Origin of the sequence: Nostoc sp. ATCC 53789, from assembly GCF_009873495.1 — a bacterium.
Lineage (GTDB): Bacteria > Cyanobacteriota > Cyanobacteriia > Cyanobacteriales > Nostocaceae > Nostoc > Nostoc muscorum_A.
Genome location: NZ_CP046703.1, coordinates 5588269 through 5613985, shown reverse-complemented (window position 1 = coordinate 5613985; position 25717 = coordinate 5588269). Strand labels below are relative to the sequence as shown.

The window sequence follows — 25717 nt, the reverse complement described above, 5'->3', positions numbered from 1 at the left end:
ACAAGTTTCTATGGTATTGACAGTTTGCTGTAAGCCGTTACGGAGTTGTTATCGCAAATAAAATTTTTATCCCCAAATTATTTGCAAATTTAAAATAAATCTTTGAAAAACATCTTCTCCTGATAATTCTTGTGGAGATGCTAGTATTTCTACTGGTTTACCAAGACGATAGATTTATACCTGACGCATTTTCGGATTAATTAAACAGCCTAATTTAACTCCGTTGTCAATATATTCCTGCATTTTGGCTTGCGTTTCTCGCAAACTATGGTATTACTGGGATGGCAATTATTCGAGCGATCGCCGATGGAGAAAGAGACCCAAAGAGAAACGTAAAGGTGGACAACCAAAAGGGAGTAAGAACAAGAATAAAGTCGAGGTAATTTTCACATCTGAATTACTTCGAATTCAGAAATTGATTAATTCATTATTCCAGTTATTAGAGGTTGTTTGAAAAGTGTTTTGCTGTGACTTTAGGCACTTTTAGATCCCCCCTAACCCACCTAAAAAAAGGGGGGAACCACAGTCAAAGTCCCCTTTTTAAGGGGGATTTAGGGGGATCTAAAACTTTTTGCTACCAACAACAGGACTTTTCAAACATCCTCTTAGACGGATTTATTTCTCTTTCTTACTTAGTACTAAATGGTATTTTTGGAAATTATAATGCCTTGCAGATGGCTCGGCAAGTTAACTTCCATATAATTTCCAAGCTTCGTTACGATTCAGTATTACATATACCTTATAAAAATCCTGACTCCAATAAACGCTTTCGTCGTCAGTCTGGTGAGAAGATTGATTATGGTAATGTATCTGACGAATATTTATGTAAAAGTACCATTGAGCAGGATATTAAAACAGATATTTATGAAGCTACTTGACTCTACTAGGAATTTGCTCAAGCACTCAATTATTCATCCCGTTTCTACGGGCGTTGAACCCTCGTAAATTGGCAGAGTATTGGAGAATAGGAAGATTTATTTTGTCGAAAGCCATATCTAATAAGGATCTCGGTGAATTACAATCTCATTCTGGCTCGTCAATATTTTAGATGTGTTTGCCTAGATGCCTAGCCTAGATTAATGGAAGAGTGATAGTCATCGCATTTTGAAGTAATCACATTTCGAAAATTTTCTAAGCCGAATAAATACTGAGGTTGTTAGTTAGATTTCTAATCTATTATCTCTAGCATATTTCAAGAGTCATTAGTAGATGTAATAACTAGCAGCATGTTAACTGCGGCTAGTTGATTTATCTTTTGATTCAGCAACGCCGTTTAATTTCGGAGGATAAATGATGTGAACTATAAATTAAGCAGATTCTTTCTGCACACTGCTATTACGTTACTGTTACTACTGAGTTTATCCGGCATTAGTCATGTATTAAATATTCCGGTTTTGGAGCCACTGAAGGTTGTAGCGGCTACCAGCACATTGACTATTCCGTCGAGCGCATCGGCACCTTGGCCTGTATTTAAGCGTGTAGATGCTCTCAACTCATCGTTTCGTTCTGGACTAAACACAGCCTGGGGAGACTATTGGGAGCGTAGCGAAAATCCTTTTGATATTGGGTATACAGAGCAAACCCAGGAACTAACCAACACCGCCAATGGTAACTATGCAATATACAACAACCTTGACTTAGGTAGTGGTGTAGAGGCATTGATGCTGCGTATCGCTTTACCTTCTGGGACAAACAGCGTTGAAGTGCGCTTAGGTTCAGTTAGCGGCACTGTGGTGGGAACCTGTACTATCAACAGCACTGGTTCTCTGTCAAACTATCGTACAGTTCCGTGTCCTTTGAATAAGAGCCTTGCAAAAGGAAAACAAAACCTGGTCATTAGGTTTCCAGGCTCTAACCGTTCTATGCGCTTTAATTGGTTTGCCTTCTGGGCAAAGGATACAGAGCAAAAAATTGACGAGATACAAAAAATCCAATCCAATAATGTAAACCAAGGTTCGCCTGTTATTCCTATTTCTGGCAGACCGATACGAACACAAAACCAACTGCCAGACAGTTCTCAGATTCTGGCCAAATCCTATGGGCTGTGGTCTCCTGGCAAAACATGGGAATGCCCCAAGTGGATGCATGATACTTATTTTACCAAGGCCGAGGATAGCAAAGTCTACCCCACATGGCATCCGCCTGTAGATTTCAACCCTGAAACAAATACGTATTGTACCTACGGTCACGAGCATGGCGACGATCCGCTCAGTTCAGAGGTATTTAATATTGCAGGGATGCCAGCTTTTGGCTATGTAAATGAGCAACTAGCAACTAATAATCCATCTAATCCATCTCTTCATAGAAATGAAGATCACTTTGGTCATAAGGTTCTTGTTGCCAACAATTGGCAGATGTTCGATGAAAGCAACACCAGTTTAATTAAATCCTGCGACGTGAGCTTAAAACTGCACATGGGTACACATTCGCCGGATGCGCTAGTAAATACAGCCCATGAAATGTTTGCATCTGGTAAATGTGATGGGCTTGAACCTTTCAATTTCAAGCATTTTGCTTTATTTGGTGCTGCCGGAGAATTTAAAGAACCTGAAACTTCTTTGTGTAACTTATCGGTAAATCCTGGTATTACTCCCTCCCCTACGAATCAACCCTATGGTGATGCCCATCGCGCCATTCCTACTGCTGGTTGTTACCAGCGTGGGACAGTTGATCAAAAAACGGCAGATGTAAATACAAGAAATAGTGAATATTGGCTTACTGGCTTTGCTGAAAAAAGTTTTTACTTTAAGGTCACAAATCCTTCCCGTTTTTATGATCCATCTACCACAACGAAGATCAATAGGACTGTGAATAGCTGCTACGACCCGACACATCCTCTTTCTACAACTCTAATTTGCGAAGAAACATTAGCCGCTGGTAGCAAAGTAGAATGGGACGACCCCCGATCGCCCTTCCGAGGAACAACTCAAATAGAAACTCACTTTTCTGGTCTTGCATTTAGCGATTCTGCAAATTCAGTAATCTATACAGATGCTTATGGGAGAAACCCAAGAATATCACCCGCTCCCGCTCAAGGGATTACGTTCAAGCAAATTGTTCCTGTCAAAGGATTTAAGTATGATGTAAATGGTCAAGCTAGCCTCTTCCCACCCAGAGACTATTCTGCATTGGGACAAAATGGGGTAAGAGCGCCTAATTAAAAGAAACCGAGCAATTCTAAATCCGTAAATCAGGGTGATCGTCCCTGCATTCCATAGAAAACTCAAAGTTTCAGTTTCTCCATCCGCCGATGTCACGTCTTCAACCGAGTGGCAATAGCCTCATTAGACTATCTGTCAAGGTGTGGCACAGGCAGTTCAAAATACTATCTTTCCAGGACTTACGCAAATAATAAATAGCAATAGGGGTAATTTATGAATTGCCCCTACAGCGTCTAGCTTTGTGTAAGTCCTCATATATGTTCAATGCGATCGCTTACTATAGCGTTCGTTTTCCTACTTCGCACTCACCACTTTATGACCAATATCTCTCCGGTAATATATGCCCTCAAACTGAATATATTTGATCCCTGCGTAGGCTTGGGCGATCGCTTGCTCAAAATTTTCTCCGATTCCAGTCACATTTAATACTCGACCCCCATCTGTCACAACTTCTTGTTGCTGGTTTAATTTTGTACCTGCATGAAATACAGTTGCTCCTGTTACCTCTGCGTTGTTAATGCCAGTAATAACCTTACCTTTCTCATATTCTCCGGGATAACCACCTGAAGCGGCAACGACAGTGGCAGATGTTCCTTTTTTCCAAGCAATGGGCGGTAATTCACTTAATCGCTGTTGTACACAGGCTAGAAGTAACTCTTCTAGGGGTGTTTCTAATAATGGCAAAATCACCTGGGTTTCTGGATCGCCAAAGCGACAGTTAAATTCCAAAACCTTCAAGTCGCCATCGGGTGCAATCATTAAGCCAGCATACAGCACACCCCGGTAATCAATGCCTTTAGCTCGTAAGGTTGCGATCGCTCTTTCTAAGACTTCTGTTTGAATCCGTGCCATCAACTCTGGTGTCGCAATGGGTGCTGGGCTATATGCTCCCATACCACCAGTATTCTCGCCTGTATCGCCCTCACCAATTCGCTTATGGTCTTGAGCGGGTAGCAAGGGACGAATCGTTAACCCATCCGTTAATGCTAAAACTGATACCTCTTGCCCAATTAAACATTCTTCAATGACGACAAATTCACCAGCACTACCAAATTGTCCCTGAAAAATTGCATCAACAGCACTTTCTGCCTGTGCAACTGTTTCAGCTACTATCACACCCTTACCAGCTGCCAAGCCATCAGCTTTAACGACAATAGGCGCTCCCTGAGATTTGACGTAAGATTTTGCTGCTCCTACCTCCGTAAATACCGCCGCCCGCGCCGTCGGAATCCCTGCTTCTTGCATCAGGGCTTTTGCCCAAGCTTTACTCGCTTCAATTTGCGCTCCCGCTCTGACTGGGCCAAATACCATCAATCCTTTATCTTGAAGGTAATCTGTGATTCCCTTAGATAGAGGTACCTCTGGCCCAACTACTACTAGAGTTATGCCATGTTCTAGAGCATATCGGCTGATGTCTTCAAAATCATCTACTGCTAGGGGCAAGTTCTGGCAACGTTCCATACTTGCTGTTCCCCCATTCCCTGGTACACAGACAACTTGCTCAACTTGCTTAGATTGCAACAGTTTCCATGCCAGAGCGTGTTCGCGCCCTCCATTACCTACAACTAAAACTTTCACTGATTTCCTCGTGCGTCCCTTGCAAACGAGAATACCTGATTAGGCTCTCGCGATCAATTTTTTCACCAATTATCACACTTGTGCAAGCCTCATTATGACCAGAAGAGTCAGGGAAAGGGGAGAAATAATTATCTACGTTTCAGGATTTGTAATTATACATCCATTGCCGTGAAGAGATAGGGCATTCTAGCGATCGCTTTATTTTTGAGGTTTTTTGTAAAGCGATACCTTTCCTGCGGAACGCTAACGCACTCACTCTTCTATAACAGGCGACAACATTTGCTATTTCAGCGATCGCATTTGCTATTTCAGCGACTACATTTACTATTTCAGCGATCGCATTTGCTATTTCGGCGACAGCATTTGCTATTTCAGCGACTACATTTGCTATTTCAGCGACTACATTTGCTATTTCGGCGACTACATTTGCTATTTCGGCGACTACATTTGCTATTTCAGCGACTACATTTGCTATTTCAGCGACTACATTTACTATTTCAGCGACAGCATTTGCTATTTCGGCGGACGCTGTTACATAAATGATTGAGTTCATCCCGAAACAATAAGCAAATACAGATGGATAGATTAGTAAAAATACAGATAAACTCTCAAAATTAACTCTTAATTAAATCCACAAAATTACTCATCTCACGTAGAAAGGCATTCCGCTATGTTGAGATAGAACTATTCAAGAAGTATCTACCATGTCTTTAAAAACTCGCGGTTCTGCGGCTGTAGACAAAGCTCAACGCCGTCTTGCACTGCTTAAATCCATTAATGAGAACTTGGATTTAGGGCACGGATTAACAATTGAAGCTTATACCCGCTTCATTGATAATACCCGCGCCACGCTAGAAGCCCATAATACCCTGCTGTCTCATCTTGAGGAATCTCGTAAGACGATGAATCAGATGGATAGAGGACTCTCGGAACTATCTGAGAGGATGCTTAGTGCAGTTGCAACTGTCTACGGCAAAAACAGCATGGAGTATTCAAAAGCAGGTGGCTCTAACCGAAAGCGGAGTACGAGTAAAAAATCTATTTCACAAGTTCCTATAGTTGTAACGGTTCCCGTCACTCAACCCACCCAAACTGTAACTAACGGCAAAGGCAGATTGAGCGATGTCTAATGACAAACTTTATGCGTCTACGTCTTGTTTTTAAGGTTTTCTGCAAGGCGTAGGCGTAGCCCGTCGTAGACATCGCTCCCGATCAACTATCGAAGCATAAAATTAAAGCATGTCGTTTGAAATACAAATCTCTGCAAAAATTAAATTCTAAGTAGCTGAGTCTGAGCGTTCTATTTGCTGCCGAATGGTATCAATAGAAGCATTAATGCCAGCCAGTTTAGACTCTAAATCATCTCGTATCCAAATCAAGAATTTTAATTTCCGCTCTAAGCTAGCTTTGTGCGAAATAGGTTCGCTTCCATAGCAAGGATTACCCCAAAAAGGAAACATAGTTTACCTCTATATTTAGCTTTGGTAAGAGTGCAATCTATTGCACCACTTCATTCTGACTAATAACAATCAGACTAATGTGGGTAATAACCGACCTAAATTTTACGTGCTTAACGAATACAGAGATATTAATGCTATTAAAACTACAGATTGTGCATATACCATAATATATTTTCCTTATTTTATCTTGGCTGGGTAGTGCTTGCTGTTCAAAACTCTCATAAACTCTCTGCACCCACAAGAAGTAAAATATAAACTTTCAAAAAAACTGAAAATAAGGGTTACATCGATTATATAGCGGTTCCCAATTGCATGGAATACAGACCTAACCCCCAGCCCCTTACCTTCAAGGGAAGGGGAGTAAGATTCAAAGCATCTCTCCTTTTAGGTGAGAGGTTTGGAGAGAGGTAAAAACTGTACTGCACCCAAGCAAGAACCGCTATATTATGTATAAAAATGGTAATTATTGCTTAACTACTTTATGTCCATTCAAGTTTACGGAATTCCCAACTGCGGCACTTGTAAAAAAGCTCTGATATGGCTCCAAAGCAATAGCATTGAATATGAATTCATCAATACTAAAGAAACTCCACCCAACAGTGAGATGATCGAAAACTGGATGAAGTCTTTGGGTTCTGCTCCCATGCGAAATACCTCCGGCCAGTCTTATCGAGCTTTAGGGGATGAAAAGAAGACTTGGACTGAGCGACAGTGGATTGACGCATTTACTAACGATGCAATGCTGCTAAAACGCCCAATTTTCGTTAAGGATGGAACAGCAGTGTTAGTAGGCTTTAGAGATGAGGTGGTAATTAAAACAAAATTAAAGCTTTAATTCAGATGGCAAGTGGCTTTGACTCTTGATTTTCAGCACATTATAGTAGGACTTACGCCAAAACCCTCTAAAACTCTCATTCCTCCGTGACCTCTGCGCCCTCTGTGGTTCGTTTTCCTTACCCGTGCCTAAGTCCTATATAGTTATCTCCTTATATAGATTCTTATAAAGTGCATTTACTTCAAATAAACTTTCAATTCCAATAAATCCTAGCTAAGTGGTTAGCTAGAAAAATCTGCTTGCTGAGATAGCTAAACTTACTTTAATGCCTCAAACTGCTGCCAGCAAAGATACAATGCACGCGGTACGTGAAAACATCCTTTCCATTTGCCACCTTTGAGGTTTAACAATACTTCCCCTCGTCGATTGAGATAGCCAAACCACTCACCGTACTCTGAATCGGCAAAGTGTGACCAGGTATAATCGTGCATCTTTTGATACCATTCCCAACATACCTCACGCCCTGTTAGGCGATAGCCCATTGCTAATGCGACCAAAGACTCTAGGTGAACCCACCACAATTTTTGATCCCATTCCAATTGTTGTGGAGGATGACCGTCTGCATCCATAAAGTAATACAATCCGCCGTACTCGCTATCCCAAGCAAAATTTAGGATATTTAGCACCACATCAACAGCTTGGTTAATAGTTTTGGTGTCGTTTTTCCGGTGGGCGATATCCATGATAAACCACATAGCTTCGATACCGTGACCAGGGTTAATTAGCCGTCCCTCAAAACAATCTATGTGGGAACCGTCAGGGGCAACATTTTCGTACATTAGTCCCCGTTCTGGGTCGAGAAAATCGGTCATCACTTCACGGACAGTCTCAGCTAGGACATTTTCTAGGGTTTCTTTTGGTAGCAGCCATTCCATTTCTAGAGTCAGGTTGGCTAAAATCATTGGTACAGCCAATGATTTCATCAGGCGTGTGCCGGGATAGGTTTTATTATATTTGCCTTTCGGGTTATCTTTACGGCGTAAAACGTTGTTATAAGCCTGCATTGCCACATCTTTTGCCCATTCTTCGCCTCCAGCAAGTGCATATTTACTAAATGCCATCGCTGCAAAGCAATCAGAAAAGATGTTGTAAGGCTCAACCAGTGGTTTTCCTTCACGGGTGAGAGCAAAGTACCAGTTACCATCACTATCTCTACCATGTTGGGCAAGAAAATTAGCGCCATTGCTGGCAATTTTTAGCCAGTTTTCGCGTTTTTCTAGCTGGTTGTAAAGCATGGAAAAAGTCCATACTTGGCGGTTTTGCAGCCAGATGAATTTGTCTGTATCATAAATTTTGCCCTCGCGATCTAGGCAAGTGAAATAGCCGCCTTGTTGCCAATCGAGAGAATATTTTTCCCAAAATGGGAGTACGTCATTGAGGAGGGCGTTTTTGTAAAGTTCAGCGAGTGCTTGAAAATTATACTCCATAAATTTTCACCCCTTTTGTGCTAAAGCTAACAGCTTAACAGTTATCACATTTTGGCTCGAACATGGAGCGTTCGCGTCAGTCTTTTACAAGATTTAGTCAGCAGCAGTTATACTTCTATCTTGTATCTTGCACTATTCTCAATAACCGTCGGGGAGACAGTGAGGTTGTTATGAGTGAGATTAAACGAGTTGCGATCGTTGGAGGAAACCACGGTAATGAGTTAACAGGAGTATATCTAGTCAAAAAGTTTCAGCAGTATCCAAATTTAATCAACAGGACAACTTTTGAAACTCTGCCATTACTTGGCAATCTTAAAGCTATTGAAGAAGGTAAACGATACATTGACAGAGATTTAAACCGTTGCTTCACCAATCAAGGTTTACAAAATCCTCAACTCTCAAGTTATGAAGATACGCGCGCGAAAGCAATCCAACAAGTACTGCAACCGCAAAATCAGCCATTTGTAGATGTAATTGTTGATTTGCACAGCACAACTGCCAACATGGGGTTAAGTCTGATTTTTTGCGATCTGAATCCTTTCTTACTTCGGTTAGCTGCTTATTTAAGTTCTATCAATCCGATGGTAAAGATTTTTGTAAATCAGCAATCTAAAGAAGGTGGTTTTCTTCGTTCTTTGTGCGAATTGGGTTTTGTTATCGAAGTTGGTGCTGTGGCTCAGAATATTTTAAATGCCGAATTATTTCAGCAAACAGAGCAGCTTATTTATGCAATTTTAGACTATTTTGAAGGGTGCAATCAAGGTAATATTCCGCAGACAAGCAGCCAGCTTACACTCTATCAATATATTGAGACTATCGATTATCCGAGAAGCGATGCTTACGGCGGGCTGCAAAGTGGGGAGATTCAAGCCATGATTCATCCCCAGCTTCAGTTTAGAGACTATGAACCTCTGAATCCAGGCGATCCAATGTTTCTGACTTTTGCAGGAAAAGATATTTTCTATGAGGGAGAGTCTACTGTTTATCCTATTTTTATTAATGAAGCTGCTTACTACGAGAAAGGAATTGCGATGTATCTTAGTCAAAAGTTGCAAGAGATAGTTTAATTTCTTTGCTCTTTTAACCAAGATTGCAAATCAGCTAGTAAATACTCAACCTGCTAGCCGATACATAATCACTTTTCCTTTCCAGTTTTCTTCTACAAATACCAGATACTCGCCATTTGAACGACGGAATGCGCGGATACCATAAGGTATATCAATCCAGCCACTTTCGCTGCCAACTTCTGGGCCTGGTTTTAACTGTTGTACTTGCGCTCCCGTCTTGGCATTATAGACATATACCTCTGCGGTTTTGACTGTCACGGCAAATACCCGATCGCCCGCCACACTCATGGCTGCTGTAGACACTTCGCGTTTGCCAGTGGTGTCGTAGGGAATCACAATTCGCCACTTGGGAGTACGATTTCCTTTACTCCAATTGTCAAAACGGGCAATTTCAGATCCAGCAACTCCAGTATCGTCACCGAAGGCGGGGTGATCTACTGTGAAACCTGACAAATACATACTATCTGTTTCAGGGAAATATTCGAGCCGCCGCAAGTCGTTAAATATTCTGGGAGTAGTTTGCTTTTCCATCGAACCATAGTTGTAGATGGGGTTGCCTTTAGCATCTATTCCCTGTAAAGGATAGTGGCGAATGCCATCTTCTGTTCGCAAAGCTTTCCAAACATCTCCTTTGCTGTCTACCCACCATCCGCCGATATAAGGATAATCTTTGCTGGTATCATATTCGTTCTTTTCAAATTTGCCATTACCGTTGCGATCGCGCCAGATCCATTCGCCTTTTTGTGGTTGATTTGGCGGCCAATTTCCGGCTAAAAATGGTTTGTCTGCGCCATTGCTACCGACAAACATTCCGGCTGGAATAGCAATTTTTCCGTCTTTGTCTGGATTAAAACGATATATTTGCAGGAAGCTGTTGTACATATCTGTGAGGAACAAGAACGGCTTTCCTTGGATGCGGCGCACAAAGGTTCCATCGGGTGATGTATGTAGACGTGGATCTTGAGAATATTTGAAAGGATTTAAGGTGTAAGCTTTGTAAGTCCATTGCTTACCAGCAGGCTTACTGTAATCCATGAGATAGTGTTCTTGTTTGGTGAATAAATCTACACCATCAGTTTTAGGATCGGCATCTGCATTATCGACGAATATCAATCCTAGCGATCGCCATATTAGTTTTCCCGATGGCGAAAATTTCCGTAAATCTGTTCCCGATTTGTTGAAACCATTACTATTTATATAGATATTACCTGAAGCATCTGCACCAACTCCGGTAAGTCCGTAAAGCTTCAAATCTCCAATTTCACCAGTAACTCCTGTGTAGATACCACCCTTAGAACCAAAACTACCCGTCTGTACTGGCTGATCTTTGATGTCATAAATCAATATTTGCTGACGCGGGCCATTTTCTGCCACTAACAGCTTACCTTGACGATCAATTGCGATCGCAGTTGGTTCAACGATATCTGCAATCTGTTCGGGCAATTGCTTTCCACTCTGGGAATAATGTAAAATTTTGGCGGGTTTACTACCATTTTTGCTTTGAATAATCCACAGATTTTTTTGTGGATCAACAGTTATTGCTCCTGGATTAACAAAGGTAAAACTGCGTACTTGCTTCATCGTATCAGTATCATAGACACGAATGCGGTTAGCAGCAAAATCACTCACATACAACTCGCTTCCTACTGTTGCTAATCCAGTAACTTCACTTTTTGCGCTGGTAATTAACATACTTTTATCCCAGCCACGCCCTTCAGGAAACGGTGCAGGTTTTCCCGACAAATCATAGCGTCTAACGCAATGCCAACTTGTACCTTCAGGGGGGTAATCTTCATCAGTTTTCCCCTTCGATCCCTGAGTCATGGCAAGGTAAATATATTTACTATTTGCTGTTACAGCGATACCACCTCCACGACTCCAGCCGTGAGTATCGCCAATAGCACCAATAACCTTACCATCTTTATATATGGCTGCCTCCATTCCCGCCTCATCCCAATGGCTGTTGGTATAAACTGTGCCATCAGGAGAAACATACATTGCTTCAATATTGTTTTGTACCCGTAGATTTCCACTACCAATAGTGTTACCTATCCACGATGTTTTGTAAGTAAGCGTGGGTGTTTCAGTATTGTTTTGTACCAGCAGATTTGTATTATCAATAGAATTACTTGTCCACGATGTTTTGTATGTAAGCGTGGGTGTTTCTGTTGTTGCCCAGTCTGTTGTAATTCCAAGGGTAGTAACAATGACTCCAACAGTCAAACTGAGTAAAAAGCTGAAGGTTTTACTTTTTTGTAAATATCTAAGTTTAGATAATTTTTTGATGTGCTGATTAAGCTTATGACGGAGTTTTCCTAACTTCGTCATTAATTTATTTATCATATAGTTTTTTAGCTTTTAATTATTCATATACAATCATTTTTTGGGAAATCAGTAAAAAATATAATTATTATAAGTGAGCGATAATTTTACACTATCTTTATAAAAACCATTTTATTATTTAATTTCTCAGCCAATATCTATAAAACCTTCTTGAAGGTATTAATAGCTACTGTTTGATAATCAAAAATGGTAAATATTAATACATGATATTTTTACAATTATTAATTTATAGTGATTTTTGGCTCTCTATATCTAGCATTTACCCTTGTCAATTGACAAGTATCATATATATCCTAATCGGTATTATGTAGTTTATAAAAACACAAGGTTTTATCCCTTGTTGACGTTGACATATAAATAGTTTATAAATTGGTGTTCTATATAAAAATCTTATTGGGAATGTGGATTTGGAAATTCTATTAATTAATCTTTGGAACATACTGTAGGGACTTACAGTTGTACATCCTACTGTTTTCATATATTTATAGGAGACATATTAGTGAAAAATAAACCAGAAGACTTAGCTTCATCATCTGCATCTATTCTCACATTGGGATTAGGCTGGTTTCCCAAAAATCCTGGAGGATTAGAAAGATATATATATGAACTAACTCATAAATTAGCAGCCAATAAAGACCAGGTTGAATTATGCGGAGTTGGTCTACCAGAGACTGAACTAAATTTACCGATTAAGCTAACTAACTTGGCTTCTCCCGATAGCGCTATTTGGCAAAGATTATGGTCTATTCGCACAAACTTTCAGAAAACAAGAACAAATAAACCAGATGCCATTAATCTACACTTTGCATTATATAGCTTTCCACTTTTAGATATTTTACCAAAGGGAGTACCAGTTACTTTTAATTTTCATGGCCCTTGGGCTTCTGAAAGTCAACAAGAGGTAGTTAATAAGAATCTTAGTCTTTTGATTAAGCATCACCTAATAGAAAAAAACACATATAATCGCTGCGATCGCTTCATTGTATTAAGCAAAGCATTTGGTAAAATTCTACATGATCAATATCAAGTACCGTGGAGCAAAATTAATATTATTCCCGGTGGAGTTGATATCAACTGGTTTCAGCCAAATTTATCACGCCAGGAGGCTTGTAAACAGCTAGGCTGGCCAAATAATCGCCGGATTATATTTACATCGCGCCGTTTAGTGCATCGAACGGGAGTTGATAAATTATTACAAGCTTTGGCTATAATTAAGCCCAGAATACCAGATGTTTGGCTAGCGATCGCAGGTCGTGGTCACATCCAAGCTGCACTACAACAACAGGCTACAGAATTAGGATTAGACGACAACATTAAATTTTTAGGTTTTCTCCCTGATGAGCAATTACCTATAGCTTATCAAGCTGCGGAATTGACTATAATGCCTAGTCAATCTTTTGAAGGCTTTGGATTAGTAATAGTCGAATCTCTAGCCTGTGGTACTCCTGTTTTATGTACCCCAGTTGGCGGAATGCCAGAAATTTTGTCAGAGTTTTCACCTGATTTAATTACGACTTCAACAGAAGCCTCAGCTATTGCTGAAAAATTAGAACAAGTGCTTTTGGGAAACATTCCCACACCTTCACGAGAAGCCTGTCGTGAGTACGCGACTACACACTACGACTGGAATCAAATTGCTCAACAAGTGCGAAATGTTCTATTAAATTAAACTAGAGACGCGAAAATTGCTTTGTAGAGACGCGATTTATCGCGTCTGAATCGTATTGTATTATAAGGAAGTTTTATGAGAATTTTTTTCTTAGACCAAAGTGGTAAACCCGGCGGTGCAGAATTATGTTTAATTGATATTGCTAAACCATACTCTCATCGCGCTTTAGTAGGTTTATTTGCAGATGGACAATTTAAAGATTTACTACAGCAAAATCATATCCCAGTAGAAGTTCTCGCAACTCAAACAATCCAAGTTCGCAAAGAAAGCAGTTTGGCACAAGGATTAAAGAGTTTAAAACAACTTGCACCTTTGATTACTAAAGTAATAAAAAAAGCGCGTGAATACGATTTAATTTATGCCAACACTCAGAAAGCATTAGTTGTCGGAGCATTAGCAAGTTTTTTTAGTCGTCGTCCTCTGGTTTATCATTTACATGATATTCTTTCCACAGAACATTTTAGCCAAACTAATCTTCGCATTGCGATTAACTTAGCTAATCGTTGTGCCTCATTAGTAATTGCTAATTCCCAAGCTAGTAAAACAGCCTTTATTCAAGCGGGAGGACGCTCGGATATAGTCGAAGTTGTCTATAACGGCTTTGATCCAAAAATTTATCAAACTGATGAATCTGACATTAATCAATTACAGCAAAAGTTAGGATTGCAAGGAAAATTTGTAGTTGGACACTTTAGCCGTCTTGCACCTTGGAAAGGACAGCATATTTTAATTGATGCTCTTGCCAAATGTCCGCCAGAGGTGACAGTAATTTTAGTGGGGGATGCACTGTTTGGCGAACAAGATTATGTAAAACAATTACATCAACAAGTTGCCGATCTGGGACTAGAAAACCGCGTCCAATTTTTAGGATTTCGTTCAGATATTCCCCAGTTAATGGCAGCTTGTGACTTGGTGGCACATACCTCTACTTCCCCAGAACCCTTTGGTAGAGTGATTGTTGAGGCGATGCTATGTGGAAAACCTGTAGTTGCAGCAAAAGCTGGGGGTGTAATGGAATTAGTAGAACATGGACTTAATGGTTTTCTAGTGACACCAGGAGAACCCCAGGAACTTGCACAGGTAATAATCACCTGTCTTCAGGAGACGGAAATAACTGCAACTATAGCTAATAATGCCAGGACTACTGCTAGTCGGCGTTTTGATGTTGCAACTATTAATCAGCAAATTGCTCAACTTTTGTCCCACACATTCTAGTACACGCTGGAATTAGGGGATCTTGTCCAAGATCCCCTATAAATCATTTTGGATAATTTGTTTTTTGGAAACCCCTTGTCTTGCGTTGTCTAGTTGAATGATATGAGTTATTGAGCGATGCCTACGGCGGCAAGCTACGCTAATCTTGCTCTCAATTTAGCTACACTAAATTGATTATGCAGATGTTTCAAGCGATCGCATTAAGCCGCTTCCCGCAGTTGTGGTTGTGACTGCACACTCACCTCTGGAAACGAAAGCGAGAGTTGTTCTGCTTGAGGGACTGCGGCTTGCTGCAAAACTTGAACTTCGATATTCACGCTTACCAAATAACTGCCTGTATCAGCACCAACCGCTTCAGCAATTAGTTTAGCAATGTCTGGGCGTTTGGCAGTTAGCGGATCGCGTAAAATACACCGATCCCATTCATGTTTGGCAGTCGGATTGAGGTTGAGAATGTAATGCTTCATCATCGAACTAACCCTTGAATCCATCTTCCAGAAGGTTTTCACACAGCCGTTAGGCATTTAATTAGGCTTTGTGGACGCTATATCTATTATAGTATATTTGTACTAAAAAACCATATCTGAGTGAAAAAGTAGTACACCTGTGTGCTGTTATCATATTTGCGTGCTACATCCCATTGTTTTAAGGGCAGATGCGAAGAATCGAAGTGCGATGTCTAGGTTGGCCGAAGCTAATGCTAAATTTAAGCAAGTGGGTGTAAATAATTGTCGTTGGGATAAGGCAACAGGCATAAGGATTTTAGCCTAGTTGATTTTTTTTACATAGTTTGATTTTATTGTGCCAACTTACTTACAGGCGTTTGCAAGTAAGTGAGATAGAAAATACAAGACTCACGCATCAAATATAAAGATGTTTCTATCTCCTGCCTCATACCTCAAAAATTGTAGCTTTGTACTTAATGCAAAGGGATTTCCAAATAAAAAAACATCCCAAATTTTCTTGTGGGATGGGTGTCCCCACCCGTCCCAGATTTAAGGCGGGCAAGATGCCCACCCCACAAAATAGATAATTTATTTCTTGGAAGTCCCAAAGGAAAATTGCTTTATCTATTCCCTTTTTTTCTAATTTGGTGGCGCATCTAAATCTCTAATCCTTCATTCCAGAAAATCTGCCCATAGGTAATGCTAATAAAAAACTATTGCAATTAAGCTTACAAAGTAACGCCTAATTTTATACAAATCGCTATATGGTAGATATCTATATTATTGACCTATTTGTAATTGGTCTACTTCTGCTGATGGTAACATTAGGGTCAGGTTGGATTGCTCGCCTACCTCTTTCTTTTGCCATTATCTACCTCATAGTTGGTATTTTTCTAGGCCCTTATGCCTTTGGACTGATTCAATTACGTCGAGATGAAGTTTTTAATGCCGAACTACTGGAAAAAATAACAGAACTTGTAGTAATTATTTCTGTGTTTAGTTGCGGTTTAAGAATTGTCCGTCCTCTAAGGTTGGGGGTTTGGGATATTACAGTGCGATTGATTGTATTTTTGATGCCCATTTCAATTTTTGCTCTGGCTGTTGTGGGTAAATTATTTTTAGGGATGAGTTGGGGAGAAGCAATTTTATTAGGAGCAATTCTTGCACCGACCGATCCGGTATTAGCATCAGAAGTACAATTGACTGATATAAATGACCAAGATGAGTTGAGATTTGGTTTAACTTCTGAAGGTGGGTTAAACGATGCTTTAGCTTTCCCCTTCGTTTATTTTGGTCTTCATGCCTTAAAAGATGACAACTGGGGTAACTGGTTTAAACAGTGGATTGCAGTTGATTTAATTTGGGCGATCGCAGTTGGCATTATTATGGGGATTGTTGTTGCCAAATCTATAGTTTGGATTGAAAATAAAATTCAAAAACGCCGTCCTGCCGATAAGTTAATGGAAGATTTTATTGCTATCAGCACAATTCTTATAACTTATTCTTTAACAGAAATGGTGAATGGCTATGGATTTTTGGCAGTATTTGTAGCTGGATTAGTTGTCCAACGCAGTTACAAAAATCCTGAAAAACCACTAGCCCAATTGGAATTTATTGAGCAAGTTGAAAAGCTGCTGGAGGTTGGAACAATTTTACTATTGGGTTCAATATTGTTGCTAAAGCCAATACTCAATTATGCTATGCAATCTTTGCTAGTAATAATTTTATTATTCTTAATAATTAGACCTATAGGAGTTTGGATTAGTACTATAGGTAAAAGACCTTTAGACTCACGCCGCCGAACCTTTCATGCAGAAACTCGTTGGTTATTTGGATGGTTTGGTATTCGCGGTGTCGGCTCTTTATATTATCTCGCCTATGCTTTTGGTAATGGCTTAAAAGGTGAAGCTGCCGAACAAATTGCTTGGATAACTTATACCACTATTGTTGCTTCTGTGATTATTCATGGCATTAGTGCAACTCCATTAATGAAGTGGTATGAGCGCAATTTTGCTAATCGCAGAAAGACCACTCCTCCCGACACAATTGATGAATTTGAATAAAAAAATTGTAGGGTGCGTTACGATACAGTGATAACACATCCTACAATTTAATTTGATAAACCTATGATTCCAAACCATATAGAGGCTTTTAATATTACTCACCAAATCTACTAAGTGAGGGTATTCTTAGGTCTATATTCTCTATTTACCTGTCACCTTGTCAATAACCTCTTTCGCTTTTTCACCAAAAGTTTCTGGGGGATTTTGTTCTTGTTCAGCCTTCAAATTTCTTTCGTAAGTTTTTTCTATAGTATTAAGATTCTTTGAATCTTTTATCGCTTGCTCATAAGCTTTTTGTCTTTCTTCTTCTTGAATACCAACACCTGGGTCGTATTCGTTAGCACGATTAATTTTTTCTTCAGAATTTGGTTTAAACTGTGGAGGTATTAGCTTCAATTCTTCAAGAGTAGTTGCATAACTAGTTTGCTGAACGAATAGAAATGAACCTGATAAGCTGATAGAAACCATCAAGCAAACAACCAAAAAGCTTGAGCGTAACGCTTTTTTTAAAGTTAATCGAATTTTTTGCATGGAATAATACTCCTAGTTTTCCTAATGAGCCTTGGTCATGTATAAATACATTCAATATTTAAGACTCACAGGCATCCTAAGTGTTTAGGTACAGTTCTTCCTTCTACCGCAGGGTATATTAATTTTTACCTGTAGTTCAGTTAAACCTATCTGAAGCTTTTAGGAGCTGAGGAACTAAACCCAACATTTCCGGGCTTTTGTTGGGTTGCGCTTTGCTTAATCCAAGCGTATTGGATTATAACCAACTGTGATTGATTTTAATTCCTCGGCTTTGCATTACTTCTTCAAATAAATCTGTTTGGAGTGCTTCTTCCACAGCAAAAACACCTGGTTTATGGAGTTTTCCTTCTAGTAACAATTGGGCAATACTACCTGTGCCACAACCAGAAGCCACGGCTGTATTTTCATGCACTACCGTTGAACAATAAACGGCAGTTTTACCATCTTTTTGCCCTGTAACTTCTGAACGAACTGCTACCCCAATTCCACTAAAATTATTAGTGAAATCTGTCATCGAATGGCTGACATGAGATAGAAATTCAATCATGTAACGACGCTGCATTAACCATTTGGGAAAAATATGTGCCGCAATCCAAGTTAGGTGATTGTAAAAATCGGGAACAGAGCCAAACTTAGTAATTACAGTTTTTACTGATGGGAAAGCTTTGGGCAATGTAAAGGTTTCTGGCATATCAAACCAGTAAACTCCGGTGCGTTGATATGGGGATGGAAACTCAACTATTTCTCTTTCACTATAAGGCTTGATTATTTCCCACTTCCCATCTATCCAAGCCTCAAAAGGATACTGCAACCCAAGAAAAGTTGTCCGCATCACTGTAATGCCAGCACCACCAGAACCAGAAACTAAATAACTTAAATGGATCTTCTCTGGTTTATCAAATTCTTCAACACCTTGACGCACCATACTGTTAGAAATACCAGGAAAAATGCCAGTATTAATAATTGCCGTCACACCAGCAGCAGCAGCTTTTTTACTAAAATGGAGAGCTTTGCTGGTATAGGAACGATGGTCACTGACATCTACATAATTAACGCCTTTAGCAATACAGGTTTCGAGAACATTAGTATCTCGATAGTGAAATGGGCCAGCACAATGAATGACTAAGTTAGAGTTTGCGATCGCATCTCGCAATTTGTCAACTTCTGCCAAGTCCAATACCAAAAACTGCACTTGTCCTCCTGAAGACAAGCTGACAGCCTTCCCAAACTCCGCAGAACGTCCGGTAATTGTAATTTGAGCCTGCGTATGGTTAGCGAGATCCTGAGCAACACTGCTACCAATCCGCCCCCGTCCACCAAGAATTAAAACTCTGTCTGCCATTACTCCAGATTCGCAACACTAACCTTATTTCATCAGTTTTGCGTCCTGTTTGCCATCGGTTATAAGTATGATTTATAGCATTTCACGGTGTTATGTAAAGTAGCACAGATATGCGCCTTTACATTTGCGCCTCAATTTGTCTAACTACTGTCAGCGCCGAATAACTCACCCCAGCCGTACCTTCGCCGGGATGGGTGGAATCACCAACTAACCACAAATGCTGGATGGGTGTACGATTAGCGAAACCAAAGGGGCCAAAGGTAGGAATCCTTTGACCAATACCGCCAACTATACCGCGATCGCGGGCTGTGAAATGAGCAAAGGTGCGGGGTGTTGCGGCTTCTTGATGAATAATCGTTTCTGGTTTGAGATAGAAGTATTGGGCAAGACGAGCGATCGCTTCTTGGGTAAACTTTTCTTTTAGTCCTTCATAATCTTCAGTCTGCCACCACTGTGCAGGATCGACAAATGAAGAAGCAATAATTGTCGCTTTCCCCTCCGGTGCGCGGCCATCTCCAGGATGACTGACAGAAACAAATAGGGAATTATTCTCGCCAATGGGGCCATTGACATCGTACAAAAATTGTAAGTGCGGAGGGCAACCAGGCGGAATCGCGCTAGCATCTACACCTAAATACACCACAAACGCACCCGATGCTTGGGGTAGTTTTTCCACCCGGTTTTTATATCCAGATGGCGCTTGTTCTCCCAATAACTGCACCAAGTTTTGCACGGTGACATTGCTAACTATGTGGTCGGCGGCTTCTGTCCAGACTTCGCCTGTTTTCTGATTTCTAATGACAACAGCAGTAGCTTTGCCGTTTTCTACTTTGATTTCTTCTACAGTGTGGCGCATCAACAACTTGCCGCCATCTCTTTCTAAAGATTGTACCAAGCGATCGCTTAATACTTGCATACTTCCCTGGAGGTGAAACAATCCTTGGGGCAGTTGGGATACACTCAACGCTGTGGCGGCATAAAGTAACGCTGTCTCGTCTGCATCTACCTGGGAGTATAGCTTCAGTTGTAAATCTAAAAAAGTCCTTAATCGCTGGTCATTTCCCAATCCACATAACCGTAAAGCATCTCCTACCGTAAACAAAGTAAAAGGTACGGTAATTAATGTACTGGGACGCACCGCTTGCGCTAGTTGCCACAAATCCCATAAATTACGTGGTGGTAGCACTGGATCGCGTCCTTGAAATTCCCAACTGGCATCAAACAAAGTTGCCATCAATTGCCAAAACGGTTCGCTACCAGGAAACTGCCTTTGTCGTTCCTCTTGCCATTTCTCTTGGTCGCGCCAGACATTAATTGGTGTGCTTTCCCCAGGTAAATAGACCGCACAAGCAGGATCGCAAGGCGTTGCTTGTGGTAAATCTATTTCTAATTCTGAGAAAATGCGGTGGTGAATCCCCCCTGGTTCCAACCCCGCCACCTGAGTTGCGCCAACATCAAAGGTAAATCCCTGCCGTTTAAACGTCGAAGCACAGCCTCCCGGTACGAGAGCCTGATCCAAAACTAAGACGCTGTAACCTCTATGAGCTAATAATGCTCCAGCAGTCAGTCCACCTATTCCGGCACCGATAATGACGACATGAGAGTTACTTTTGTCAAGAGTAATGCTGGACATTGATTATTTTCTTTAAAATTCTTAACATTTTTACTTATAATTTTACCTTACTCTCTAAGCGTAGGCGTAGCCCGCCGCAGGCATCGTAGATAAAAGGGCGGTTAGAAACCGCTTCTACACAGACAAAACCCGCCTACGCGGGTTAAATAAAAAACCTTAATTTTCTTTTATTAGCCTACAGAGGTGGGCTTTGTTTGTATAGCCGCGAATTCCATGACTCTGTTGGCGAATTCATGTAAACCACAATTGTATGGGGTGAGGCGCTACGACATCTCAATGCTTTGAGGGTAGCGATCGCAATTCGCCAACAGTCTCATTCCATTCGCCAGATTTTAATTTGACACCCTACCCTAAACCTAAAAAAGTTGAAATTAGTGGTAACAGATTGCTGCACTGTTCAACCAACTTTGTAGCACTGGGTAAGCTAGAAATTGTACCTTTTAAAATCTTTATAGCCGTTTTCGCCGCCTTTTGCATCGCCCCCTCATGAGGATTTTTCCCCGCTTCTGCTAAGGCTTTCACTTGCTCTAATGCCTCAGCTTTATCTTCTTGCGGTAAGTTTGTATCAGCCTCAATTGCTGCTTGCAATTGCGTCAACAGTTCCTTAATTCCCGGTTTATCTGGTTCGGGAGATGCAGATAACTGGTTGATAGTATTTGTTACCGTACCACTTATGTCGCCTAAATTCAAAGCTTGTCCGCTAGCATTAAAATCTCTGCCAACACTGCCAATTTCAATTTTACGGCTGGCATCATTGCTGTTAGTCATATTTTTATTCTCTACTTTGTTGTCAACTTGAATATTAATCGGCTTATTCGCTAATAAGTTAGTAATCTCTTTCATATCTGCGCTTTGTTGGCGATAGATAATTATTTGTTCATCTTTAGCTTGTAATTGTGCTTTATATTTTTCTTCCACAGCTTGCAATGCTAGCTGATAATTTTGCGTAAAATCCCTATGAATCTTTTCTTTATCGGCACCATCAGGTACACCGACCTTAACGACAACAACCCCATCACCTTTATTTTCAATACTCTGTAGGGCTAACTCTGTATCTTCATTTTGGTCTTGCACTGTTTGGAAGGCGTTAACAAAAGCTTTCCAGTCTATGCCATTGTGGAAAATTAAATCAACAGTATTTAAAACCTCTTCAAATAGCTTAGTAAATTCTCCTGGTTGAAATTCGCCACCACTGGGACGGCGTTCGCGGTCATCGGTTCCAGGCTTTGGATGTTCGAGAAGATAGATAAAGCGACAGTCTACATTATCTAACTTAGTTGTACTTTCAATATTCCACGCTTCTACACAAGCACCTGTCATTTGGGCGCTTGTAAAGTTAGTACCTACAGCTTGAGCTAGAGTCAGATTTGCCCACTCTAAACAAGCGCTTTGGAAGGTTGCTTCTGTAATATCAGCATTTTTTAGATTTGCTTCTTTTAAATTTGCACCAATGAGGTTTGCACCTTTTAGGTTAGCACTAGCATAAGATTTTCCTCTACCATTGCCAGTTACTAGCAAATTGAGAACACCTCGGTTAGCTAATATCGAGTTGTCTACTCTAGCAAAGTCCAATTTTTTAGCATCATAAAAACGAGTGCGTGTTAGGTTGGCCTTTCTAAAATCTGTATTTCTTAGAATTGCACCAGTAAAATCTGCATCTGTTAAATCAGCATTACTAAAACTTGTACCGCCTGTAGTTGCAAAAGCAATAGCAGTTGAGCGAACCCAGGCATCTTTTTCATCTCCAGCGAGACTGCGCCACCCAATGTAAGCACCAAATTGTGTGATGACGACGGCTCCGGCTGCGGTAATAGCGACAGCTCCGGTATTAGCTCCGGCTCCGACGATAGCTCCGATGATAGCTCCGACGATGGCTCCGATGATGGCTCCGATGATGGCTCCGATGATGGCTTCGAATCCGGCGATAGCTCCAGCGATGGCTCCAGCGATGGCGACGGCAATAACTCCAGCAATGGCGATGCCGATGGCTCCGGCAAAGGTAAAGACTCCAGCAAAGGCCAAGGGGCTGGCTCGAAAGATAATTATGGCGACGGCAAAGCTGATGACAATGGCGGCGGCAATCGCTATGGCAAACGCGATGGCTGTTAAACCCTTACGAATAGTTACAATAAAAAAGACGGCCAATACAATTAAGGCGACTACCCCAGTGATGGGGTTTTGAGTGATTCTGGTGTCAAAAATAGATGCTATCAATACACCAACTAAGGTTGATAAAAATCCTGATAGTGCTGATAGTAACCATGAGATTATTAGCAACCCAATTACCCAACGCTTCTGTAGTCCAGTTTTAGCACCTGTGAAGTCAGCATCTTTGAGAATAGCGTTGGTAAAATCTGCCCCTCTAATATCCTGATTTTTAAAGTTGGCTCCAGTAAGGTTTTGACCTTTAAAAGAGCAACCTTGGAGATTTTGACCGGAGTAGTCTGGCGGCATAATCACTAATTCGTAATTCAGAAAGTTAGATTAAATCTGGGTTTAGAGGTTTGAATCTGGTGACGGATTTTAGAAACTTGTATGAAATTTTATACAACTTTGCTGTGCAATATTTCAGATTTTGGCAAAAAAAGGAAAATACAGAAATTTTAGATGTTACATGCAGTATAAGATCATGACTGCATGTCTTTACCTTTAAATGCTTAAGTTGCCGCCAGCAATTTGGTGTCACTATAGTTAAACTGTAGTTATCAATATTGCAACTGTAGCGGTTCCACGATTCACTGGAGCGGTTCCACAATTAACGGGAACGGTTCCACGATTCACGGGAGCGGTTCCACGATTCACTGGAGCAGTCTAACTCATAACCAGGTAGTCTGCTTTGCAACATTACTCACTAATTGCGGTGCTTCAAGTTCTGCTTATTAATTCAGTCACAATACAGGAGCATTGGCGAAGTCCGTCGTACACATTGCTTTAGCAATACGTTTGAGAATTTGCAATATTTCATACATCTCTCTAGCAGAGGAAAACAAAGCAAACACCCGCAACAGATCATATCGAGGAGTAGGTGTTTGCATTATAGTGTGAGATTATTTCATTTTTTATTCAATTAGAACTACTACAATTACTATTGATGCTAGATAATGGGAAGGCTTTGACATTTTCTTCCCAATCTAGCCCGGAAACAATAACTAAGACTTATGCGAACTCACTATTGCGGCGAACTCCGAAAAGAACATATTGGAGAAACAGTTACCTTTTACGGATGGGTAGACCGTCGCCGCGATCACGGTGGTGTGATATTTTTAGATTTACGCGATCGCACTGGAATTGTCCAAATCGTCAGCGATCCGCAACGCACCCCAGATTCCTACGAACATGCGAACGCCCTGCGAAATGAATATGTTGTCGCAATCACTGGTAGGGTAACACAACGTCCCGAAGAATCGCTGAATACCCGCATCCCCACAGGCGAGGTAGAAATCTACGCTGATAAAATTGAACTCCTCAATGCTGTCCGCAAACAGTTGCCTTTCCAAGTTTCCGTAGCTGACACCGAGACAGTGCGGGAAGATTTGCGGCTGAAATATCGTTATTTGGATTTGCGACGCGAACGCATGGCGCAAAATTTGCAACTGCGTCATCAAATTGTCAAAGCCATGCGTCGTTATCTGGAAGATTTGGAAGGTTTTATCGAAGTCGAAACCCCAATACTTACCCGTTCTACCCCAGAAGGGGCGCGGGATTATGTTCTACCCAGTCGCGTCAATCCTGGTGAGTGGTATGCTTTGCCACAATCACCCCAGCTATTTAAACAATTGCTGATGGTATCCGGCTTGGATAGATATTATCAGATTGCCCGTTGCTTTCGTGACGAAGATTTGCGCGCCGACAGACAACCAGAATTTACCCAGTTGGACATGGAAATGAGCTTCATGTCCCAAGAAGAAATTATCGAACTAAACGAGAACTTAGTTTGTCATATTTTCAAAACAGTTAAAGGCATTGAGTTACAGCGTCCTTTCCCTCGTCTAACTTACGCTGAGGGGATGGAACGTTACGGTAGTGATAAACCAGATACCCGCTATGGTTTGGAATTAGTTGATGTCTCAGATATTGTCAAAGACTCTGGTTTCAAAGTCTTTCGGGACACTGTTACTAATGGTGGTATCGTCAAAATCCTCCCCATTCCTAACGGTAACGATGTAATTTCTAATGTCCGTATTAAACCAGGTGGCGATTTATTTAAAGAAGCCAGCGAAGCCGGTGCTAAAGGTTTAGCTTATATCCGTGTCAGGGATGATGGCGAAATTGACACCATTGGCGCGATTAAAGATAACCTTACTGAAGAACAAAAACAAGAAATTTTACGCCGCACAGGTGCTAAAGCTGGACACTTGCTGCTGTTTGGGGCTGGTGATGCTGCTACAGTTAATAAAACTTTAGATAGATTACGACAAGCGATCGCTAAAGAATTTAACTTAATCGATCCAGAAAAAATCAACTTACTCTGGATTACAGATTTCCCGATGTTCGAGTGGAATGCTGACGAAAAGCGTCTAGAAGCATTGCACCACCCGTTTACAGCACCCCATCCTGATGATTTGAGCGACTTAAAAACCGCACGCGCCCAAGCTTACGACTTGGTACTCAACGGCGTAGAAGTTGGCGGCGGAAGTCTACGGATTTATCAGCGAGAAATTCAACAGCAGGTGTTTGAAGCGATTGGTTTATCTCCAGAAGAAGCACAAAGTAAATTTGGCTTTCTCTTAGAAGCATTTGAATATGGTACACCGCCGCATGGTGGCATCGCCTACGGTTTAGATCGTTTGGTAATGTTGCTAGCTGGGGAAGAATCCATTCGAGATGTTATTGCTTTTCCGAAGACACAACAAGCGCGTTGTTTGTTAACAGATGCACCTTCAAGTGTAGATGCTAAACAGTTGAAAGAATTGCACGTTGCTTCGACTTATAAACCAAAGTCTTAGT

General features: G+C 40.9%; 19 protein-coding genes and 2 pseudogenes. 9 read left to right on the top strand and 12 right to left on the bottom strand.

The window, feature by feature from the left end; all coding sequences use genetic code 11:
• Positions 1–66: 66 nt before the first annotated feature.
• A pseudogene (locus GJB62_RS37585) lies at positions 67–267 on the bottom strand (Uma2 family endonuclease); the annotation flags it as partial.
• Positions 268–602: 335 nt separating this feature from the next.
• On the opposite strand from GJB62_RS37585, the pseudogene GJB62_RS23250 reads away from it, so the two are divergent.
• Both GJB62_RS23250 and GJB62_RS23245 read left to right on the top strand, forming a co-directional pair.
• Positions 603–875 (top strand): annotated as a pseudogene (locus GJB62_RS23250) (transposase); the annotation flags it as partial.
• A 420-nt stretch (positions 876–1295) separates the two neighbouring features.
• On the top strand, positions 1296–3161 hold the full coding sequence (locus GJB62_RS23245; protein ID WP_159402556.1) for a carbohydrate-binding protein: 1866 nt from the start codon (positions 1296–1298) through the stop codon (positions 3159–3161).
• Positions 3162–3455: 294 nt separating this feature from the next.
• Here the strand turns inward: GJB62_RS23245 and purD are convergent, their stop codons facing one another.
• Positions 3456–4739, bottom strand: coding sequence for a phosphoribosylamine--glycine ligase (gene purD, locus GJB62_RS23240; protein WP_114082257.1), 1284 nt, complete (start codon positions 4737–4739; stop codon positions 3456–3458).
• A 139-nt stretch (positions 4740–4878) separates the two neighbouring features.
• On the bottom strand, positions 4879–5292 hold the full coding sequence (locus GJB62_RS23235) for a hypothetical protein (RefSeq protein WP_159402555.1): 414 nt from the start codon (positions 5290–5292) through the stop codon (positions 4879–4881).
• Between the two features lie 151 nt (positions 5293–5443).
• Here GJB62_RS23235 and GJB62_RS23230 point away from each other — a divergent pair, with 151 nt between their 5' ends.
• The gene (locus tag GJB62_RS23230) at positions 5444–5869 is read left to right on the top strand and encodes a hypothetical protein (protein ID WP_114082258.1); all 426 of its coding nucleotides are present in this window, start codon (positions 5444–5446) and stop codon (positions 5867–5869) included.
• 147 nt (positions 5870–6016) lie between these two features.
• On the opposite strand, the gene GJB62_RS23225 is transcribed toward GJB62_RS23230, so the two are convergent.
• Positions 6017–6199: a hypothetical protein gene (locus tag GJB62_RS23225; protein ID WP_041565423.1), complete on the bottom strand. Its 183-nt coding sequence runs from the start codon at positions 6197–6199 to the stop codon at positions 6017–6019.
• A gap of 481 nt (positions 6200–6680) precedes the next feature.
• Between GJB62_RS23225 and GJB62_RS23220 the strand changes: the two genes are divergently transcribed.
• Entirely contained in the window at positions 6681–7034 is a 354-nt protein-coding gene (locus GJB62_RS23220; protein ID WP_114082259.1) for a Spx/MgsR family RNA polymerase-binding regulatory protein, read from the top strand.
• Between the two features lie 257 nt (positions 7035–7291).
• Here the strand turns inward: GJB62_RS23220 and GJB62_RS23215 are convergent, their stop codons facing one another.
• The gene (locus GJB62_RS23215) at positions 7292–8461 is read right to left on the bottom strand and encodes an AGE family epimerase/isomerase (RefSeq protein WP_114082260.1); all 1170 of its coding nucleotides are present in this window, start codon (positions 8459–8461) and stop codon (positions 7292–7294) included.
• A gap of 170 nt (positions 8462–8631) precedes the next feature.
• On the opposite strand from GJB62_RS23215, the gene GJB62_RS23210 reads away from it, so the two are divergent.
• Positions 8632–9528 carry an aspartoacylase gene (locus tag GJB62_RS23210; RefSeq protein WP_114082279.1) on the top strand — a complete coding sequence of 299 codons (897 nt, stop codon included), beginning with the start codon at positions 8632–8634 and terminating at the stop codon, positions 9526–9528.
• Positions 9529–9573: 45 nt separating this feature from the next.
• Here GJB62_RS23210 and GJB62_RS23205 read toward each other — a convergent pair whose 3' ends face one another.
• The gene (locus GJB62_RS23205; protein WP_114082261.1) at positions 9574–11871 is read right to left on the bottom strand and encodes a hypothetical protein; all 2298 of its coding nucleotides are present in this window, start codon (positions 11869–11871) and stop codon (positions 9574–9576) included.
• Positions 11872–12370: 499 nt separating this feature from the next.
• Between GJB62_RS23205 and GJB62_RS23200 the strand changes: the two genes are divergently transcribed.
• Positions 12371–13540: a glycosyltransferase family 4 protein gene (locus GJB62_RS23200; protein ID WP_114082262.1), complete on the top strand. Its 1170-nt coding sequence runs from the start codon at positions 12371–12373 to the stop codon at positions 13538–13540.
• Between the two features lie 75 nt (positions 13541–13615).
• Positions 13616–14755, top strand: coding sequence for a glycosyltransferase family 4 protein (locus GJB62_RS23195; RefSeq protein ID WP_114082263.1), 1140 nt, complete (start codon positions 13616–13618; stop codon positions 14753–14755).
• A gap of 200 nt (positions 14756–14955) precedes the next feature.
• Here GJB62_RS23195 and GJB62_RS23190 read toward each other — a convergent pair whose 3' ends face one another.
• On the bottom strand, positions 14956–15225 hold the full coding sequence (locus tag GJB62_RS23190; protein WP_114082264.1) for a hypothetical protein: 270 nt from the start codon (positions 15223–15225) through the stop codon (positions 14956–14958).
• Positions 15226–15965: 740 nt separating this feature from the next.
• Between GJB62_RS23190 and GJB62_RS23185 the strand changes: the two genes are divergently transcribed.
• Positions 15966–17264: a sodium:proton antiporter gene (locus GJB62_RS23185; protein WP_114082265.1), complete on the top strand. Its 1299-nt coding sequence runs from the start codon at positions 15966–15968 to the stop codon at positions 17262–17264.
• Between the two features lie 141 nt (positions 17265–17405).
• Here GJB62_RS23185 and GJB62_RS23180 read toward each other — a convergent pair whose 3' ends face one another.
• The 5 genes from GJB62_RS23180 to GJB62_RS23160 form a co-directional block, all read right to left on the bottom strand.
• Positions 17406–17795 carry a hypothetical protein gene (locus GJB62_RS23180; protein WP_114082266.1) on the bottom strand — a complete coding sequence of 130 codons (390 nt, stop codon included), beginning with the start codon at positions 17793–17795 and terminating at the stop codon, positions 17406–17408.
• Between the two features lie 235 nt (positions 17796–18030).
• Positions 18031–19137: a saccharopine dehydrogenase NADP-binding domain-containing protein gene (locus GJB62_RS23175; protein WP_114082267.1), complete on the bottom strand. Its 1107-nt coding sequence runs from the start codon at positions 19135–19137 to the stop codon at positions 18031–18033.
• Positions 19138–19255: 118 nt separating this feature from the next.
• Positions 19256–20770 carry a C-3',4' desaturase CrtD gene (gene crtD / locus GJB62_RS23170; RefSeq protein ID WP_114082268.1) on the bottom strand — a complete coding sequence of 505 codons (1515 nt, stop codon included), beginning with the start codon at positions 20768–20770 and terminating at the stop codon, positions 19256–19258.
• A gap of 345 nt (positions 20771–21115) precedes the next feature.
• On the bottom strand, positions 21116–23224 hold the full coding sequence (locus tag GJB62_RS23165) for a pentapeptide repeat-containing protein (RefSeq protein ID WP_114082269.1): 2109 nt from the start codon (positions 23222–23224) through the stop codon (positions 21116–21118).
• Between the two features lie 434 nt (positions 23225–23658).
• Entirely contained in the window at positions 23659–23805 is a 147-nt protein-coding gene (locus GJB62_RS23160; protein ID WP_159402554.1) for a hypothetical protein, read from the bottom strand.
• Positions 23806–23928: 123 nt separating this feature from the next.
• On the opposite strand from GJB62_RS23160, the gene aspS reads away from it, so the two are divergent.
• On the top strand, positions 23929–25716 hold the full coding sequence (gene aspS / locus GJB62_RS23155; RefSeq protein WP_114082270.1) for an aspartate--tRNA ligase: 1788 nt from the start codon (positions 23929–23931) through the stop codon (positions 25714–25716).
• Position 25717 lies beyond the last annotated feature (1 nt).